The following is a 17,473-nucleotide window of genomic DNA, read 5'->3' as shown; positions in this document are numbered from 1 at the left end:
AAGGATATTATTTATGGCTCGCCTGCCCAGAATTCAATTAATCGACATACCACAACATATTATTCAACGCGGAAATAATCGCAGTTTATGCTTCGCAGATGAACAAGACTTTGCTACTTACGCTCATTGGCTAACTGAGTACTCAGTTAAGCATTGTGTTGATATTCATGCATGGGTTTTTATGACTAATCATGTGCATTTGCTTTGCACACCTCGCATGCCAAACGCAATTAGTTTATTAATGCAAAGTTTAGGTCGCAGATATGTGCAATATTTCAATCATAAATATCGAAGAACTGGCACGCTTTGGGAAGGCAGATATAAATCTTGTTTGATTGAAGATGTTTCATACTTATTGCAAGTGTATAAATATATTGAGTTAAATCCTGTTAGGGCGAAAATGGTTGATGAACCATCACAATATTTTTGGTCCAGTTATCAAATTAACGCCTTAGGAAAAAAATCTGCATTATGTACACCTCATCCCGCATACAAGGATCTTGGCGATAATTCACTACATCGCCAAGAAACATATCAGTCTTTGTTTAAATATCAAATTGCCCCCTCATTAATTGAAGATATCAGAACGTCATTAAATAAAGGCTTGGCACTGGGAAGTGAGTGTTTTAAATCTGAAATAGAGCAATCAACTGGACGAAGAGTTAGAGAAGCTAAACTAGGCAGGCCTTTAGGCACAAGTACACAAGTGAAGCCGGATACACATAAATAAATTAATAAGTAGGGTCAGATACACATTAATTGATTTTAGTGTCTTTGATAATTTTAAAAAAGGGAATATTACCCCTAGAGTTTGACCATGTTTCTAGGTTAGAGGTGATTAAGCATCTAAAATTTAATGTGTATCTTACCCTACTTTATTTCAGGCGAAAAAAAACTGCCAAATAAGCAGATTTCTTTAATTTGGCTCCTCAACCTGGACTTGAACCAGGGACAAACGCTGAGTTTATAACAGCACAGTTCGTTGCTTTGCGAAGCAACACTGAAATCAACGTTTAACATTTAATGTGTATCTGACCCTACTTTATTTTAGGCGAAAAAAAACCTGCTAGTAAGCAGGTTTCTTTAAAGTGGCTCCTCAACCTGGACTTGAACCAGGGACAAACGCTGAGTTTATAACAGCACAGTTCGTTGCTTTGCGAAGCAACACTGAAATCAACGTTTAACATTTAATGTGTATCTGACCCTACTTTATTTTAGGCGAAAAAAAACCTGCTAGTAAGCAGGTTTCTTTAATGTGGCTCCTCAACCTGGACTTGAACCAGGGACAAACGGATTAACAGTCCGTTGCTCTACCAACTGAGCTATTGAGGAATTGATCTTTTTACATAACCGCTATCAATAAAAATTGCTAGCTATTATTTACTAATGTGGCTCCTCAACCTGGACTTGAACCAGAGACAAACGCTGACTTAATAACAGCACAGTCCGTTACTTTGCGAAGCAACATTGAAACCAACATTTAAAGTGGCTCCTCAACCTGGACTTGAACCAGGGACAAACGGATTAACAGTCCGTTGCTCTACCAACTGAGCTATTGAGGAATTGTTCTTGTTACATAACCGCTATCAATAAAAATTGTTAGCCATTATTTATTGATTTGGTTCATCAACCTGGACTTTGACCAGAGACTAACGCTGACTTAATAACAGCATAGTCCGTTGCTTTACGTAGCAACATTGAAACCAAAATCTTAAATTTGGCTCCTCAACCTGGACTTTAACCAGAGACAAATGCTTAATTAATAACAGCACAGTCTGTTGCTTTGCGTAGCAACATTGAAACCAAAATCTTAAATTTGGCTCCTCAACCTGGACTTGAACCAGGGACAAACGGATTAACAGTCCGTTGCTCTACCAACTGAGCTATTGAGGAATTGTTTTGAAAGCCGCTATTGGCTAACGGGGCGGAATATTAAAGGCCTCTACTCACACTGTCAATACAAAAGTTAGAAAAATTTCATTTTATTGTCTGTTTGCTCAAATAGCAGGCATTGTTTACTCAATTTAGTCTTTTTCTGATGATTAAATAATCAAGATATGATTTTGTTAATTTTAAATATAGTTATCCACTTAATCTGTGGATAACTATGTGAGTTAAAGTGTAACACAAAGTAATACTAACGGTAGAATGCGGCTTGTAGCGAAGTGGTGCTTTATTGCCCTGTTACTTTATTTCATTTTATAACAATAACTTAACTGATAAATGTTGGCTTTATATGCATGTGCGTGCGTTTTTTGTTCAGGCTAAGTTTTTATACATTTCCTGTGCATTTCTCGGAACAATAGTGTAGAGCAATTTTTTCCTGTGATATTATTTTTTCAACTAATAGCGTTATTATTATTTTAAATTGAATATATACGTAGCGACTCTTTGTTTGATCTTTTACAATGGCAGATGCATTCGATTTATCACATATTCTGAAAAAATTAATGACTGAAACTAAAAATACTCATCAAATTAATCTACTGAAAGATCCCGTAGCCCCGACGTTAAAAAGCATGACCATTCCGATGATTTACGGCATGATTTTATTGATGACTTTTAACTTGGTTGATACCTTTTTTGTCGGCTTGTTAGGTACGCAACCATTAGCTGCTATCAGTTTTACATTCCCAATTACCTTTACCGTGATCAGTTTAACCATAGGTTTGGGCATAGGTACATCGGCCGTTATTGCAAAGGCATTAGGTAAAGGCGATAAAGAAACTGCAAAAAATTTAGCCACCAGTTCATTATATTTATCAGCCATTATAGTGGGCATTCTTGCTGTAGTTGGCTACTTACTTATCGACGAAACCTTTTTATTATTAGGCGCTAACGAATCATTATTACCTTTAATTCATCAATATATGGATTTGTGGTTTTTGGGTTGTATTTTATTAATAGGCCCTATGATAGGCAACGCCATTTTACGAGCCGATGGCGACACAAAAACACCCAGTATTATTATGGGAAGTGCGGGGCTTATTAACGCAGTATTAGACCCCATTCTTATATTTGGTTTTGGTCCTATCCCAGCAATGGGTATTCAAGGGGCGGCAATAGCTACATTAATATCTTGGGTTTTTGGTCTTGGGTTTGTGTTATATATTTTAGCGGTAAAACGTGGCTTAATTCATAGCCACTTAATGTCGATTAAAGCATTTATTTCTGCCTCTCGCGATATTTTACATATTGGTTTACCGGCCGCTGGCGCTAACATGTTAACCCCTGTTGCTTCAGCCGTATTAACTGCCATTGTGGCTGAATATGGCGTATCAGCCGTGGCAGCATTTGGTGTGGGTTCTAGAATTGAGTCTATTGCCTGTTTAGTGGTTTTAGCACTTTCCATGACCTTACCGCCATTTATTAGCCAAAATTTTGGTGCTTGTAACATGAAGCGCGTTGAAGAGGGTTATAAAACTTCAATAAAGTTTGTGCTTATTTGGCAAGTGCTTATTTATGTTGTGCTGGTATTAGCGGCACCATTTATTGCTGATATGTTCTCTACAGAGCAAGCCGTAGCCGATATTATTAAATTGTTTATTTGGATTTTACCCTTAGGTTATGGCTTACAGGGCGTTATTATTTTAACCAACTCTTCATTTAATGCCTTACATAAACCTATGGTTGCCTTAGTATTAAGTATTATTCGGTTATTTGTTTGCTACGTACCTTTGTCCTATCTAGGCAGTTTATGGTTTGGTTTAGAAGGCTTCTTTATCGGCGCATTACTTGGCAATGTCGTAATGGCGGCTATTTCTTATACTTTGTTTAGTAAGCAATGTGCAAAAGACTGCATCAACGTTGAGGCTAAAGTTTAATGAAAGCGTTAAAAATACACTCAGACTATATTCCTAGCGGCGACCAACCAACCGCTATTGCAAAACTGCTCGACGGTATTGACTCAGGGTTAGCACATCAAACGTTATTAGGCGTAACTGGCTCAGGTAAAACTTATACCATCGCTAACGTTATCGAAAAACTTAATCGACCTACCATGATGTTAGCGCCAAATAAAACGTTAGCGGCGCAACTATACGGCGAAATGAAAGAGTTTTTCCCTGACAATGCTGTTGAATATTTTGTTTCATATTACGATTATTATCAGCCTGAAGCCTACGTGCCCACAACCGATACTTTTATTGAAAAAGATGCCTCAGTAAACGAGCATATCGAGCAAATGCGACTGTCGGCGACTAAATCTCTGCTAGAGCGCAAAGACGTTATTATTATTGCCTCGGTATCAGCCATTTATGGTTTGGGCGACCCAGACTCTTATTTGAAAATGATGTTGCACGTAAGTGTTGGCGACATTATTAATCAGCGCGATATTTTAAGACGCTTAGCTGAGCTGCAATACACTCGCAACGACGTAGCATTTCAACGGGCAACTTACCGAGTGCGCGGTGATGTAATTGATGTTTTCCCGGCAGAGTCAGACAAAATGGCATTGCGCATTGAGCTATTCGATGAAGAAATTGAACGCATAAGCATATTCGACCCACTTACCGGCGAAGTTGAGCGCACCGTTGCTCGCGTAACGGTTTATCCAAAAACACACTATGCAACGCCACGCGAAAAAATATTAGCTGCGGTTGAAAACATCAAAATCGAATTAAAAGATAGATCTACCCAATTAAAAGAAAACAATAAGTTAGTAGAAGAGCAACGAATTGTACAACGCACACAATTTGATATTGAGATGATGACCGAGCTTGGCTACTGCTCAGGTATAGAAAACTATTCTCGCTATTTATCAGGCCGCGGAGCAGGCGAAGCGCCACCAACATTATTTGATTACTTACCTCCCGATGGCTTGTTAATTATTGATGAATCGCATGTTACCGTGCCGCAAATTGGCGCTATGTACAAAGGTGATCGCTCGCGTAAAGAAAACCTTGTAGAATATGGTTTTAGGCTACCTTCAGCACTTGATAACCGCCCAATGAAATTTGAAGAGTTTGAGGCCTTATCGCCACAAACCATTTATGTATCAGCAACGCCAAGTAACTATGAATTAGAAAAATCAGCCGGCGAAATAGCAGAACAAGTTGTGCGCCCAACTGGCTTGCTAGATCCACAAATAGAAGTGCGGCCAGTTGACACCCAAGTTGATGATTTACTTTCTGAAATTCGCAAGCGTATAAAAATTAATGAAAGAGTACTAGCCACCACGTTAACCAAACGCATGGCAGAAGATTTAACGGACTATTTAGATGAACATCAAATAAAAGCACGTTACATGCATTCAGATGTAGACACGGTAGAACGTGTTGAAATTATTCGAGATTTTCGTTTAGGTAAGTTCGACGTTTTAGTCGGTATTAACTTACTTCGTGAAGGCTTAGACATGCCAGAAGTATCGCTAGTCGCAATTTTAGACGCCGATAAAGAAGGCTTTTTACGCTCTGAACGCTCACTTATTCAAACCATTGGACGAGCGGCACGTAACATTAACGGTAGAGCCATTTTATATGCTGCCCGCATTACCGGCTCTATGCGCAAAGCCATTGACGAAACTGAACGAAGACGCGCTAAACAGCATCAATTCAATCTCGACAATAACATTACGCCACGTGGTGTTAGACGAAATATTTCAGACGTTATGGATCTCGACGGCGGCAAAACTCGCGCAGCTGCAGTATTAAAAGCAGCAGAGCCAGCGTCAGAATACGAGACGTTAACCACCAAGCAAATTGATGTGAAAGTGCAAGAGCTAGAAGCGCAAATGTTTAATCATGCACAAAACCTAGAGTTTGAATTAGCCGCATCAGTAAGAGATAAAATCAAACAGTTACGTGACTTACAGCTAGAAACTTAAAGCTATAACTTACAAGCAATATAGAGTGATTTATTTATGTTTAAACAGACAAATAAATCACTCTATGTCTGTTAGTTAGATGCATCCACCTGTAGGTTGGACTTCAGTCCAACAGATTATCAGCTTATCAGAACCTCAGTTTTTCTAGGTATTTCGCTATTGTCGGACTAAAGTCCGACCTACAAAAAATTACCCAAGGCTATAGCAATAACTTCAGTCTTGAATAAAGTAGGGTCAGATACACATTAATCTCTTAAAACCACCAAAATCAATTAATGTGTATCTGACCCTACTTTATATTTAGGTTGAACTTCAGTTCAACAGGCTCAAAATGTAAAACCAAAATTCACAAGTTACTTGGTTATCTCAAGCGATTAAAGTATCGCCGCAATATCGCTGTCAATATCGGCTGGCTTAGTTCTTGGGCTATAACGTTTAATCACTTTACCTTGATTGTTTACCAAGAACTTAGTGAAATTCCACTTAATACCTTTACTCCCTAAAATGCCAGGCGCTTCGCTTTTTAAGTGCTCAAATAATGGATGAGTATTATCGCCGTTAACGTCTATTTTACTAAAAAGATCGAACGAAATATTAAAGTTAAGATCACAAAACTGCTTAATTTCAGTGTTATCACCTTTTTCTTGTTTACCAAATTGATTACAAGGAAAAGCTAATACTTCTAAACCTTTATCTTTATATTTTTTGTATAAATCTTCTAAACCGGCATATTGTGGAGTAAAGCCACAAGCGCTAGCCGTGTTTACTATTAACAGCGTTTTACCTTTGTATTGAGAAAAATCTACGGCTTCATTTTTGTAATTGTTAGCACCAAAGGTGTAAATAGTTTTTGTCATTTTATTTAGCTGGTCGGATCAATGTAAAAATTAGAATAAGGCAAATAGCTATGATTAACAAGATTATCTAAGCCATTATTTTCATGATGAAAAATTACAACTTGTTAGTGCTTTAGCTAGAGGTTTAATTGAGGTTTCAGATAAGGTTTAATCTAATGTTTAAGTTAAACGGTAATATTGGTAATAATTTATTGTGCATTTATAAATGGCAGTAATTATGAAATTAAATTTTTTATAAGAAACGCTGACCATAGCCGCTTTCAAAATAATCTTAATTTTATTAACATAGAACGCATAAAAACCAAGGCGACTTTCCAAGCATATAAATCCCTTTTTGCATTACAGCTAACAAGAAAATAACAATGGCTGCGACCTTAAACTAGCAACTTATAACCAAGTGTCTAGCAAGTTGCTTAGCCAGTTAAGGCAAAATAATCGCAACGTTTTAAATCAACTTTTAGTATTCAACCCGAACAAAACTTTAAAAAGGCGTGTAACTTCCATGAGTAACATTGAAAACATCAGCTTAAACGCTCTGCTTACGAACATTAAACAGGCACAACATCCAATAGAATTTACCCAAGTCATGCAAGTTATTGCCGATAATTATCAGTACCAACCCACAGCGTTTAGTAATGGTGAGCTAGTGAATGAAAGCGGCACTAACGAAGGCTCTTGTAAAATATTTTACTTTGCACAATTAAATAACTTAACGCCTTCACAAACGCTAGCTTGTTTCGGCAGTTATTACCGAGAAGATGTTTTAGAAAACCCTAAAGGTAATGATCACCAAAATATTAGAAACTTCATGCAAACAGGCTGGCAAGGTATTAAATTCAAAGCAGCGGCTTTATCACCGATAAAATAAACAACTAGTAGGCGAGCCGGTTAACAACAGCACAATTAAGCTGAAAAGTTTAACTAACTTTAATTAACGTTAACTAGCTAAGTACAACTAACTTCAAATAAGTATCAGATATTACAAAAGGATCCGTTCGATGAAAGTAGCATTTATTGGTTTAGGTGTAATGGGATATCCCATGGCAGGGCATTTACAAAAAGCCGGACACGAGGTTTGTGTATTTAATCGAAGCCAAGAAAAAGCCGAAAAATGGCAGGCTGAATTTTCAGGTACTACCGCTAAAACACCCGCACTTGCCGCTAAAAACTGTGACATAGTGTTTTGTTGCGTAGGTAACGATGACGACCTTCGCCAAGTAGTATTAGGTGAGAACGGCATATTAGCAGGCATGCCCAAAGGCAGCATTTTAGTTGACCATACCACGGCATCGGCCGAAGTCGCAGTAGAGCTTGCAAACATTGCAACAAGCCAAGAACAATACTTTTTAGACGCACCCGTTTCAGGCGGCCAAGCAGGCGCAGAAAACGGTGTGCTAACCGTAATGGTGGGCGGTGACGAAACTGTTTTTAATAAAGCAGAGCCTGTTATGGCAGCATTCGCTAGATTTAGTCAATTAATGGGGCCAGTTGGCTCAGGGCAATTAGCTAAAATGGTCAACCAAATTTGTTTCGTTAATACCGTACAAGGCTTAGCTGAAGGCTTAAACTTCGCACAGAAAGCCGGCTTAAATGTTGATAAATTACTTGCGACTATTGGCAAAGGCGCTGCAGGCTCTTGGCAAATGGATAACCGCGGAAAAACAATGTGCGATCGAGAGTTTGACTTCGGTTTCGCGGTTGACTGGGTAAGAAAAGACCTTGCCATCGCATTTGAAGAAGCTGAAAAACTTGGCGCAGATTTAACTGTTACCAAGCAAATTGATGGTTATTATAAAGAAGTTCAAGAAAGTGGTGGCAACCGTTGGGACACTTCAAGCTTAATTAGTCGCTTTAAAAAGTAAAACGCTAATTAAGAAGTTTTTTGTAGCTGAATAGCCTTATTCTACATACAAAAAACTAGCCGACTTACTTAAGCTAACTCAACTCAATTCAATTCAACTCAACTCAAGTTAAGTCAAGCTAAGTTAATTCAAGTTAAGTAAGTCGGCATAAATAGGCAGTATTGTGTTAACTTTGCACGTACTCGTATAACGCTTTAAGCACGGCCATTTTTGCTTGGTTTTGCTCATGCTGATGCGCTAAGTCTTCAATTTTTATCATAAACTCATCAATACTTAACAACCCTTTTTTACCGTGCTGAAGTCTATTTTGACAATGCGCTTGCCATTTTTGTTGCTCGCCATCGTCCAAGGTATAAGGAAAATTACGCGCACGATAACTAAACAACAAAGTACTTAAACGCTCATCTTGAAACTGAAACGGATGCGTACCTAATTGCTCTGGCGCTAACTGATGCAAAATATCCATTTGCGCTTTATCGCTATGCGAGAAAAACTTACCACCATAAAGTGCAAACTCAGCTTCTACTGGTTCATCACCAAAATCACTTTCGGCAAAAACATCAGTTAACTTATCTCTAAGCTCAGTATATTGCTTTAGCCTTTTTAAGTTTTCTAAACAAAGCTCACGAGGAATAGCCAAACGCTCGGCGTTCTCAGGCAACAAGGTTTTTGCTGGCGCAACAATAGGGCACTTATTTAAATGAATTAACTTAACTGGGATAGGCAACTCGTCTTCAGCCAAATCGTCATAACGGGTATATAAACGCGCTTTTATTTCTTCACTTGAAAGCTCAAATAACGGCGTTGGATCTTGCGCTAAATCTATCGCAATAACGGCATTTTTATTAATTGGATGATAACAAACCGGCGCAAACCAACTCGTACAACCATGTACTGAAGACACTTTGCTAGAGGTATGCACAACAGGTGTCATGTTATAAACGTCAATTAACTCAGCCACTTGCTTTTTATTTTTCAAATTAAAAATAAACTCATATAACTTAGGCTGCTTTTCTTTAATTAACTTAGCCATAGCAATCGTGGCATAAACATCACTCATCGCATCATGTGCGGCTTCATGACTAATACCGTTTGCCTGTGTCAGCAACTCTAAACGAAAGCTAACAACTTGCTCGCCATCTCGCTCAACCGTCGGCCATTCAATACCTTCAGGGCGAAGGGCATAACAAGCACGTACCATATCAATAATATCCCATCGACTATTACCATTTTGCCATTCACGCGCATAAGGGTCGTAAAAGTTACGATAAAGCAGGTAGCGAGTTACCTCATCATCAAAACGAATACTGTTATAGCCAGCAACACAAGTATTAGGTTGGGTAAATAAGCCATGAATACGATCCGCAAACTCAGCTTCAGTTAACCCTTCACGCAAAGCTTTTTGCGGCGTAATACCGGTAACTAAACAAGCCTCAGGCTGTGGCAGATAATCTTGTGGCGGCTGACAATAAAACATCTCAGGCTCACCAATAATATTTAAATCAAGATCGGTACGAATACCTGCAAACTGCGAAGGCTTGTCGAATTTTGGAGATATTCCCCAGGTTTCGTAATCGTGCCAGAGGATAGTAGCTTGGTCAGTGTTATTCATTCTTTTTCACTTCTTATTATTTTGTTTTTAATTTTATGATTACATCATTGTTCTAGCTTTTTAGAATAGATGTATCTATATCGTTAACTGATACTTAAATCAAAACACCCTACCAAGAAAAATCTTTATTAGCACAGTAGAATTGTTCTACTTGCTCTCGATAGCACAAATGACGTTATAACTTTAATTATCGCTTTCGTTGAGAGGGTAAGCAACAAAGAATTAAAATTGGCTGTTACCCTAGTACTGCACTCGCATCAATTAAGTGAGAACTTCTCCTTTTTGAATATGCATTTAAGTTTTGGTTTCAAGCTGTACAAAAGCGAACATCTTAAATTGCGGACAGTCTATTTAAATTATGTGCTCAATTTACTAATACTCTTCCTACAGAGTATTACAAAGCAAAAAGTATTTGAAATACTTAATAGATAAATATCATAAAGCTAACGATTAACTGCAAATAGATTGTTTTTATTTGTTTGGAGAAATAGTAATATTGCGCGGTAATTAAATGATTAATCTACATATAAGTTACTTTTAAAGACACAATGACTGTCGAATAAGTTTTAGTTTAGCAGGACAAAGGAATGAATACCCATGAATGGTGAGTCAATATACCAGCCCAACTTTATTATCAATGAAGATGATAAAAGATCTTCAGAGAAAAAAGCATTTGAACACAGTGAAGAGCCTTTAGCATCTGCTGGCGCAGCTAAGGTCGATGCAAAAAAAGAACTCATTAAACGAGAAGTTGCATTTATTGAGCGCCAAAGAAAGAAGTTAAGGCTATTTGATCCCAAAAGCGTCTACTTCTATAGGCACATAACTATTAGTTACTTTCAGTCTGCATTCCATATTATTAGTTTATTGATTTCATGTTATCTAATTTATGAGCTTATGTTGTTCGGAGCTTCAGAAGGCCGAGAATTTGTTAAAGGGATTGGTTGGGTATCGAACACAACCCTATTAGAAACAATTATAGATATTTTTGTTTTGATTGTGATCTTTATTCAGTTGCGTGGCTTATTCAAAGTTCATGGGATAGTTGGCCTAAAGCGTTATAAGCTAGCCATGTTAGCTAATTCAATTAATAGCGTTGTTATCATACACCTTAAAGTAATAGTGTTTTTTATGATAATAATCATGGCCTATGCCTATTCGCTAGAGTCTTTAGTTCAAGCAGATGCATTATGGAAAACCTTAGGAAATGGCGTTGTCGCGGATGTTTTTGATGCGTTATTTCTTATTATATCGGCTGTTATCATCCTTCGTTCATTTAGATTCTGTAAAAGAGGGCTAGCAGAATGAAATTTTTTATTTTACTTGTTTTTATCTTCTTTACTCAGGTTGCTTTCGCTAAAAGCACGCTTATAGCTGATTGTTTTCATTTAGAATCTGCCAGTAAAGCACAATTTGTTTTATTTAATAAAAAGGAGTTTATTGAACTAGGCGAGTGTTTAGCTATTTATACTGCTAAGAATCAGCATATTAAGGACTTACCTATGATGTGTGATGAAGTGACAGAAAATGCGACTAACCCTCTTGGTATTATGTCGTTAACTAAACTAGAAGCTATTTATATAGGCCAATGTGTTGGCACCATTAATTATATATATCAACGCTATAATAACGAGTTTTTGGTTAGTAGAGGTTACTATAGGCGTAGTCAAAAATATTTTTGTAATAAAGGAATGGAAGCAGTTAATTTATTGAAAAAAAACTCATCTGATAGTATGTCCCGAGATGAAGTTAGAGATTTACTTTGTAATGCTAGGTGATTTATATGGAATTTGATGGCTTATCAATGAATGAGCATGCTAGACGTTTTCTAAGTGAAACTAACATCTCACTGCCCAAAGAGCTTAATGTTGCCCTACAAAATGTTTTTACTAAAACACGTGATGGAGATACTGCTGATAAAAATAAATTCAGAAAACGTGTAATAAAAACAATAAAGGAGGGCGATTCACCTGCCAAGTATATCGTTATGCTTGATAAGGGGAATGCGATTTATAACTCATTATGTTTGCTTTATTTAATAGGTACAGGCGAAACAAAAAAGTTATTTCAGCATTATGAAGCAACAAGTTTTAAACCAGAAAAACGTAATTTTTCTATACTGAAAAAACAAACTGACCAACAATATTTAGAGTTTTTTTGTTTAGGTATTGTCAGAGAAAACATTGATAAAATTATTGAGTGCTTATGTTCAGCTGAGTTTGATTTATTCACAGATAAGTTACCTTCGCCTTTTTCTAATTTAGCTAGAAGTAAGTATGACTTAACGCCTATGTTGAATCTTTATGGACAAGTTATTCCTTGGAAAGAATACATGAAGAGCTATGAAAAGGCGGAAGCGTTTTTTGCAAGTAAAGACTATCCGCAGGCAAAAAAAGTATTAAAAAATTTAGAGCATACCGCTTTATTAAGACTGCCGGTGATTGAGTCTTTAAACAAAAAAATTAAAGTCCAAGAAGATGAGTCAAAAGAAGCTTGGGAGTATTTTCAAAAAATATTAAATTAACCCTTGGTTGTTCCGGGAACAAAACCATTATAGCTCCAGTTACTTAACAGGAGCTAGTAATGAAAACACTTAATACCCTATTTAAACCTTATCCTATCATTGTAAAAAGCCGTTACTTTCAACGCGCTCTTTCTATTCAAAATAAACTTAGCAATGGCGAAGACTATCACCATATCGGTGGCAAACGATTAGTGTGTGCTAAGGGCCTTATTCGCTTTAAGTTAGGGGGCTATCGTTTGATCTTCAAACGCGATCAGCTTGGTTATTTACCTGAACTTCTCTTACAGAGAAAAAATTTAGATCGTTTTTTAAAGCGAAGGTAACGAATAACCGTTACTTCAATTTAACTTTTTTACTCTAAAGAGAAACTTATGAAAAACAAAATAAAGCCACAAGATAATGCGTCCAACCAGAAAAACCCTAATAAAGGAACACCTGGAACTAACCGTCAAAATAGTCAGGTTCATGGTAATCGCAGTAACCAAAAACAGCAGAAGCAAGGAGCATAATATGCAACTATCTAATGAGAAAAGTACGTTAATACCTTTAAACTTTACACAAGTTGATAACAATATTCATCCTCTAGTAAAGTTACTTAATTTTGAAAAATTGAAATGGAAATTAACAAAATCTTTAGAAGCAACTTGGAGTATTAAGCTATGTGAATTTGCAGAGTCAGAATATTGTAAATTTCTAACGTTGAAGAAGCTTCATCCTAAGGTTGCTTTAGTGCCAAGTAAAATAGTAGATAAATTTTGGCACGAGCATATTTTGGATACTAAAGCTTATGCTGATGATTGTAATAAAGTTTTTGGGCACTTTATCCATCACTATCCATATTTTGGGATTTATGGCGCAGATGATCAAAATAACTTACAGTCATCTTTTGATGTAACGATAAAATTTTATGAAGCGCAATTTGGTAAGTTCCCAACCGAGGCTTTATTTGGAAAAGAATCAACTCTAGCTGCACGCTGCGACGGAGATCATGCATGCCATGTTCCTTCAAGCTGTGCATGTAGAACACCGGGTGCCTGTAAGTAATTAAGCCTGCGCTCGTAATACTGTTGGTATTTGGTATTGCGAGCAAAGCTCTCAGAATTTATCTGATTGATAATCCATTTTTAATTAGAAAGCTCTATGTATTATAACTTAGCTTTAAAGTAAGTATTAGCGAAGGTAAGTCAATAATATATTGATTATATTAGTAGTTTTAGTTAATGCTTTTTACTTTATACAAATAATTATTAAAAATATTCCTCTACTTTTAGTTTACATTTTGTTTCATAATGGTTACTTTAGTGTAAAAAATAAACATGCTAAGTTTGTATTAGTAATGTTTAAAGCAAGGATGCAAAGTTAATTCACGTCGCTTTATTCATTTAAATATTGTAATTATTTTGTTAACTGAAATAAGAACGATTTACCAACAACCTTAGCTATTTAATACCAATAAAATAATAAAAATAAAGGGTTTTATTAAATGCTAAGCTTTCTTCATTGCTCATTCCGGTGCGATAAATTACTTGCTTTTTTTGCGCTATCTATTGCTTTTGTATTACCATCTTTTCTGATATATGCAGAAGAACAAGCTAATACAATCGAATGGTACTCTCTTGACTATCAAGTAACACGCGGAGATTTTAATGGCGATGAATTAGAAGATTTATTACTTCAACCGCTTCGCCCTGAAGGCTTGAATCTCATCTCTTACGGCTCACTTAATAGTGAAAGTAAAGTTGAGCACCTTTTTGAGAACACTCAATCAACCCCAATAGAGTTTAGTGAACAATTTTGGCATAGCGGGCATCAATTATTCACCACTGGAGACTTTAATGGTGATGGTTTTGAAGACTTGTTAACACTCTATCGCAGTGATTTGAGTAAGAAAGACAGAAGGCATAGAAAAGTTGAAGGTTATGTGTTTTCTGGCTCTAAAGACGGACTGAACTTAAAAAAATTCGATTTTAAACTTAAAAATAATAGAAAATTACCATTTTTAGACTTTCCTGAAGATTATGAGTATCACGCGGGAGATTTTAATGGTGATGGTAAGGATGATTTATTCGTACAGTTTACAAAGCATATTCAGTTCCCCGATGACAATATTGATATTTCGAATGCAAACCACTATGTCGTACTTAGTAACAAAAAGGGCAAAATTAAAAAGGTAAAGCAATCTATCTCTTTAGCTGAATTTTCATGGCTTGCAGCACAATTCAACCCTATCATCGGTGACTTTAATGCCGATGAACGTGACGATATTTTTGTTCAACAATATACACATCGCAGTACTCATCACCTACTAACCTCTGCTCAAAACGGCGAATTACTAGTACTACAACCCGTTACTATTGCAGATGATTTAATGGGATTAAGTTGGAATGCAACCGATGTTACATTATTTCCTTATGATGTGAATGAGGACAATATTCTTGATCTATTACGCATAAGCACAGAAGAGCCTCATAACACAAATACAGCGCCAGCGAAAGCAGAAGATTTATCGACACAAAGTATGCTTAAATCTATATCAAGTGCAAAAAGTCCACTTGCGTTAGTTGGTATACAGGCAAGCTCAAGTTGTAATAACAATTTGTTGAGTTCGGAGAGTAAAACACTTAGTAAAAGTGTTTCGTTTCTAAATCCTATCAGTGGCGCAGCTGCTGTGTCGGGTTGTCCTGTCGATTTACCACCGATCACTCCTGCAGCACCCTCTTCAGCAAGCGTACCTTCATCCAATACTACTGGCGGGTTCACCGTCAATTGGTCTTCGGTTTCTTTTTCACCGTCGCCGTATTACAGACTTTATCAAAGCACTAATGGTGGTTCTTACCTTTCTCTAGGCTCAACGTTAAAAACAAGCTGGAAAACATCAGGACTGAGCAACGGTACTTATCGATATCGTGTACGAGCATGTTACAAGGACTTTGGTAAAGAGCATTGCGGTAGTTACAGATATAGCAACACTGCAACTGTTAGTGTTATCGTTGCACCACCACCACCGTCCGCGCCCTCTTTATCTGCATTTACTGCGTACGCTAATGTTAATGGATGGATAGGTTGGACTGTTTCAGCCAATGCAAGCTCATTTGAAGTGTTTAAAAATGTTAATGGAGGAAGTTATGCTCAATATGCTTCGTATAGTGGTGCAACTAGTAACGCTATTGTTGGACTAAGTAATGGAATAAACTGTTTTAAAGTAAGAGGAAGGAATGCGCAAGGTTATGGTGGTTTTTCTAATGTTGTGTGTATCACTTTTAACCACAAACCAACAACTTTCATTTTGGGCCCATATAACAATCAAGCATTTACAATGGCTGATGATATTACTGTTTCAGCTGTGGCGAGTGATACTGATTCAGGAGACGGTATTAGTAAAGTTGTGTTAACCGTTTCAGGAAAAGGCTCCTACACTGTCACATCAGCACCATACTCGAAAAACTTCGGTAAGCTTTCAGTCGGCTCGTATACTATTACTGCTACGGCATACGACAATAGAGGAGCAAACCAAAGCGTAACGAGTTCTTTCTCTGTTAAGCTTCCTAATGCGGCCCCAAGTATAAGTCCTCTAACACCTATTGATAACGATACGATTTTAAATACACAGTCAATAGATGCGACAGCTGATGCGAGCGATAGTGATGGCAGTATTAAGCAGGTTGAATTCAAATTAGATACTGGTAGTTGGAAAGTAGACACGACTTTTCCGTATAGCTATAAATTTGGTAAATTAAGTGCTGGTAGCCATATAATTTACTACCGTTCAAAAGATAACGAGAATAAGTACTCGAGTAGTACGCCAGAGAGAAATATTAAAGTAAATCATACGCCTGTAATAAAGACCTATATAGGCCCAGCGATAGCTGAAGATAGCACACTGGTTTTGTCTACAGAACATTTTAATATTTCAGATGCCGATAGCTCTACATTCACCTTGTACGTTTCTGCAGGGGAAAACTATACCGTGTCGGGCACTACTATTACCCCATCTTCTGCAAACTATAATGGTAGTTTAAGTGTGAAAGTGCGCGTAAAAGATAGTGCGGGTGCATACAGTAGTTATTTCGATGCACCGATAGATATTACGCCGGTGAATGATGCGCCTATAATTACTAGCTATAAGGGCCCCACTATAGAAGAAAATGGCACACTAGCCTTATCATTGGCTCATTTTAATATAACAGATGTAGATAGTTCGAGTTATACTTTGCATGTCGAACCTGGTAATAATTATACGGTGACAGGCACAACAATTACATCATCAAAGATAAATTATAATGGCAGTTTAAATGTCAGAGTACGAGTAAGAGATAGTGCAGGGGCGGATAGTGAATATTTCTCCGCTTTAATAGACATTATCCCTGCACCGTTAAGCTCTCCAAGTAGGATTAGCGCTAATATCACAGATATTAATTTAGGTAGGTTAACATTGAGTTGGGCAATCACTCGTTCTGCTCATACATTTAATATTGAAGAAAAAGAAAATAACTCTAATTGGAGACGTATAAAATCAAATCTCCAAGCTACGGAACTTGATTCAGGCGTTGTAATTCCCGTTACAATTTATTTTGTTAATGATCTTAATAATAGCCAGTATCAATATCGAATTCAGTCCTGCCAAAGCTTAACATGTAGCCAATGGAAGGTTTCAAACTCAGTGCTATTTAAACCTGCAACACCTGCAAGTATAATCGTGCCAAGCAATAGTACGAACGGCAATATTAGCATAAGCTGGGCATCATCGAGCACGGCAACAAAATATCAACTACAAGAAAGTGTTAACAATGGCAC

Annotated in this window: 14 protein-coding genes and 3 tRNA genes; 12 read left to right on the top strand and 5 right to left on the bottom strand. The window is 37.1% G+C overall.

Annotated elements, in window-relative coordinates:
* The first annotated feature begins 13 nt into the window (after window positions 1-13).
* Window positions 14-730, top strand: a complete 717-nt coding sequence (locus AC27H3_RS06810; RefSeq protein WP_487104773.1) for a transposase — start codon at window positions 14-16, stop codon at window positions 728-730.
* A gap of 526 nt (window positions 731-1,256) precedes the next feature.
* Here the strand turns inward: AC27H3_RS06810 and AC27H3_RS06805 are convergent.
* From AC27H3_RS06805 to AC27H3_RS06795, 3 genes are all read right to left on the bottom strand, one after another.
* A tRNA-Asn gene (locus tag AC27H3_RS06805) sits at window positions 1,257-1,332 on the bottom strand.
* A gap of 154 nt (window positions 1,333-1,486) precedes the next feature.
* A tRNA-Asn gene (locus tag AC27H3_RS06800) sits at window positions 1,487-1,562 on the bottom strand.
* Window positions 1,563-1,817: 255 nt separating this feature from the next.
* Window positions 1,818-1,893 (bottom strand) — tRNA-Asn (locus AC27H3_RS06795).
* 557 nt (window positions 1,894-2,450) lie between these two features.
* On the opposite strand from AC27H3_RS06795, the gene AC27H3_RS06790 reads away from it, so the two are divergent.
* Both AC27H3_RS06790 and uvrB read left to right on the top strand, forming a co-directional pair.
* Window positions 2,451-3,824: an MATE family efflux transporter gene (locus AC27H3_RS06790; RefSeq protein WP_273312009.1), complete on the top strand. Its 1,374-nt coding sequence runs from the start codon at window positions 2,451-2,453 to the stop codon at window positions 3,822-3,824.
* Window positions 3,824-5,824, top strand: a complete 2,001-nt coding sequence (gene uvrB, locus AC27H3_RS06785) for an excinuclease ABC subunit UvrB (RefSeq protein WP_273312006.1) — start codon at window positions 3,824-3,826, stop codon at window positions 5,822-5,824. The genes AC27H3_RS06790 and uvrB overlap by 1 nt, the downstream gene beginning before the upstream one ends.
* 374 nt (window positions 5,825-6,198) lie before the next feature.
* On the opposite strand, the gene AC27H3_RS06780 is transcribed toward uvrB, so the two are convergent.
* On the bottom strand, window positions 6,199-6,681 hold the full coding sequence (locus AC27H3_RS06780; RefSeq protein WP_487104771.1) for a glutathione peroxidase: 483 nt from the start codon (window positions 6,679-6,681) through the stop codon (window positions 6,199-6,201).
* Window positions 6,682-7,183: 502 nt separating this feature from the next.
* Between AC27H3_RS06780 and AC27H3_RS06775 the strand changes: the two genes are divergently transcribed.
* Both AC27H3_RS06775 and AC27H3_RS06770 read left to right on the top strand, forming a co-directional pair.
* Complete coding sequence (locus AC27H3_RS06775; RefSeq protein WP_198946930.1) at window positions 7,184-7,549, top strand: HopJ type III effector protein; 366 nt, start codon at window positions 7,184-7,186, stop codon at window positions 7,547-7,549.
* 121 nt (window positions 7,550-7,670) lie between these two features.
* On the top strand, window positions 7,671-8,543 hold the full coding sequence (locus AC27H3_RS06770) for an NAD(P)-dependent oxidoreductase (protein WP_487105060.1): 873 nt from the start codon (window positions 7,671-7,673) through the stop codon (window positions 8,541-8,543).
* A 166-nt stretch (window positions 8,544-8,709) separates the two neighbouring features.
* On the opposite strand, the gene sbcB is transcribed toward AC27H3_RS06770, so the two are convergent.
* Window positions 8,710-10,155: an exodeoxyribonuclease I gene (gene sbcB / locus AC27H3_RS06765; RefSeq protein ID WP_487104769.1), complete on the bottom strand. Its 1,446-nt coding sequence runs from the start codon at window positions 10,153-10,155 to the stop codon at window positions 8,710-8,712.
* 597 nt (window positions 10,156-10,752) lie between these two features.
* On the opposite strand from sbcB, the gene AC27H3_RS06760 reads away from it, so the two are divergent.
* The 7 genes from AC27H3_RS06760 to AC27H3_RS06730 form a co-directional block, all read left to right on the top strand.
* On the top strand, window positions 10,753-11,463 hold the full coding sequence (locus AC27H3_RS06760; protein ID WP_487104767.1) for a hypothetical protein: 711 nt from the start codon (window positions 10,753-10,755) through the stop codon (window positions 11,461-11,463).
* On the top strand, window positions 11,460-11,933 hold the full coding sequence (locus AC27H3_RS06755; RefSeq protein WP_487104765.1) for a hypothetical protein: 474 nt from the start codon (window positions 11,460-11,462) through the stop codon (window positions 11,931-11,933). The genes AC27H3_RS06760 and AC27H3_RS06755 overlap by 4 nt, the downstream gene beginning before the upstream one ends.
* Window positions 11,934-11,938: 5 nt before the next feature.
* The gene (locus AC27H3_RS06750) at window positions 11,939-12,679 is read left to right on the top strand and encodes a hypothetical protein (protein WP_487104763.1); all 741 of its coding nucleotides are present in this window, start codon (window positions 11,939-11,941) and stop codon (window positions 12,677-12,679) included.
* A gap of 59 nt (window positions 12,680-12,738) precedes the next feature.
* Window positions 12,739-13,002: a ParE family toxin-like protein gene (locus AC27H3_RS06745; protein ID WP_487104761.1), complete on the top strand. Its 264-nt coding sequence runs from the start codon at window positions 12,739-12,741 to the stop codon at window positions 13,000-13,002.
* Between the two features lie 48 nt (window positions 13,003-13,050).
* Window positions 13,051-13,188: a hypothetical protein gene (locus tag AC27H3_RS06740; RefSeq protein WP_487104759.1), complete on the top strand. Its 138-nt coding sequence runs from the start codon at window positions 13,051-13,053 to the stop codon at window positions 13,186-13,188.
* Between the two features lies 1 nt (window position 13,189).
* A complete protein-coding gene (locus tag AC27H3_RS06735) occupies window positions 13,190-13,723 on the top strand; it encodes a glycine-rich domain-containing protein (RefSeq protein WP_487104758.1) in 534 nt (177 codons plus the stop codon).
* A gap of 439 nt (window positions 13,724-14,162) precedes the next feature.
* On the top strand, window positions 14,163-17,473 hold a 3,311-nt coding region (locus AC27H3_RS06730; RefSeq protein WP_487104756.1), incomplete at its 3' end, for an Ig-like domain-containing protein.

The sequence above is a fragment of the Colwellia sp. NW0002-52-1 genome (assembly GCF_057550865.1).
Note: the sequence above shows the minus strand (reverse complement) of the source record. Positions and strands in the feature narration are given on the sequence as shown.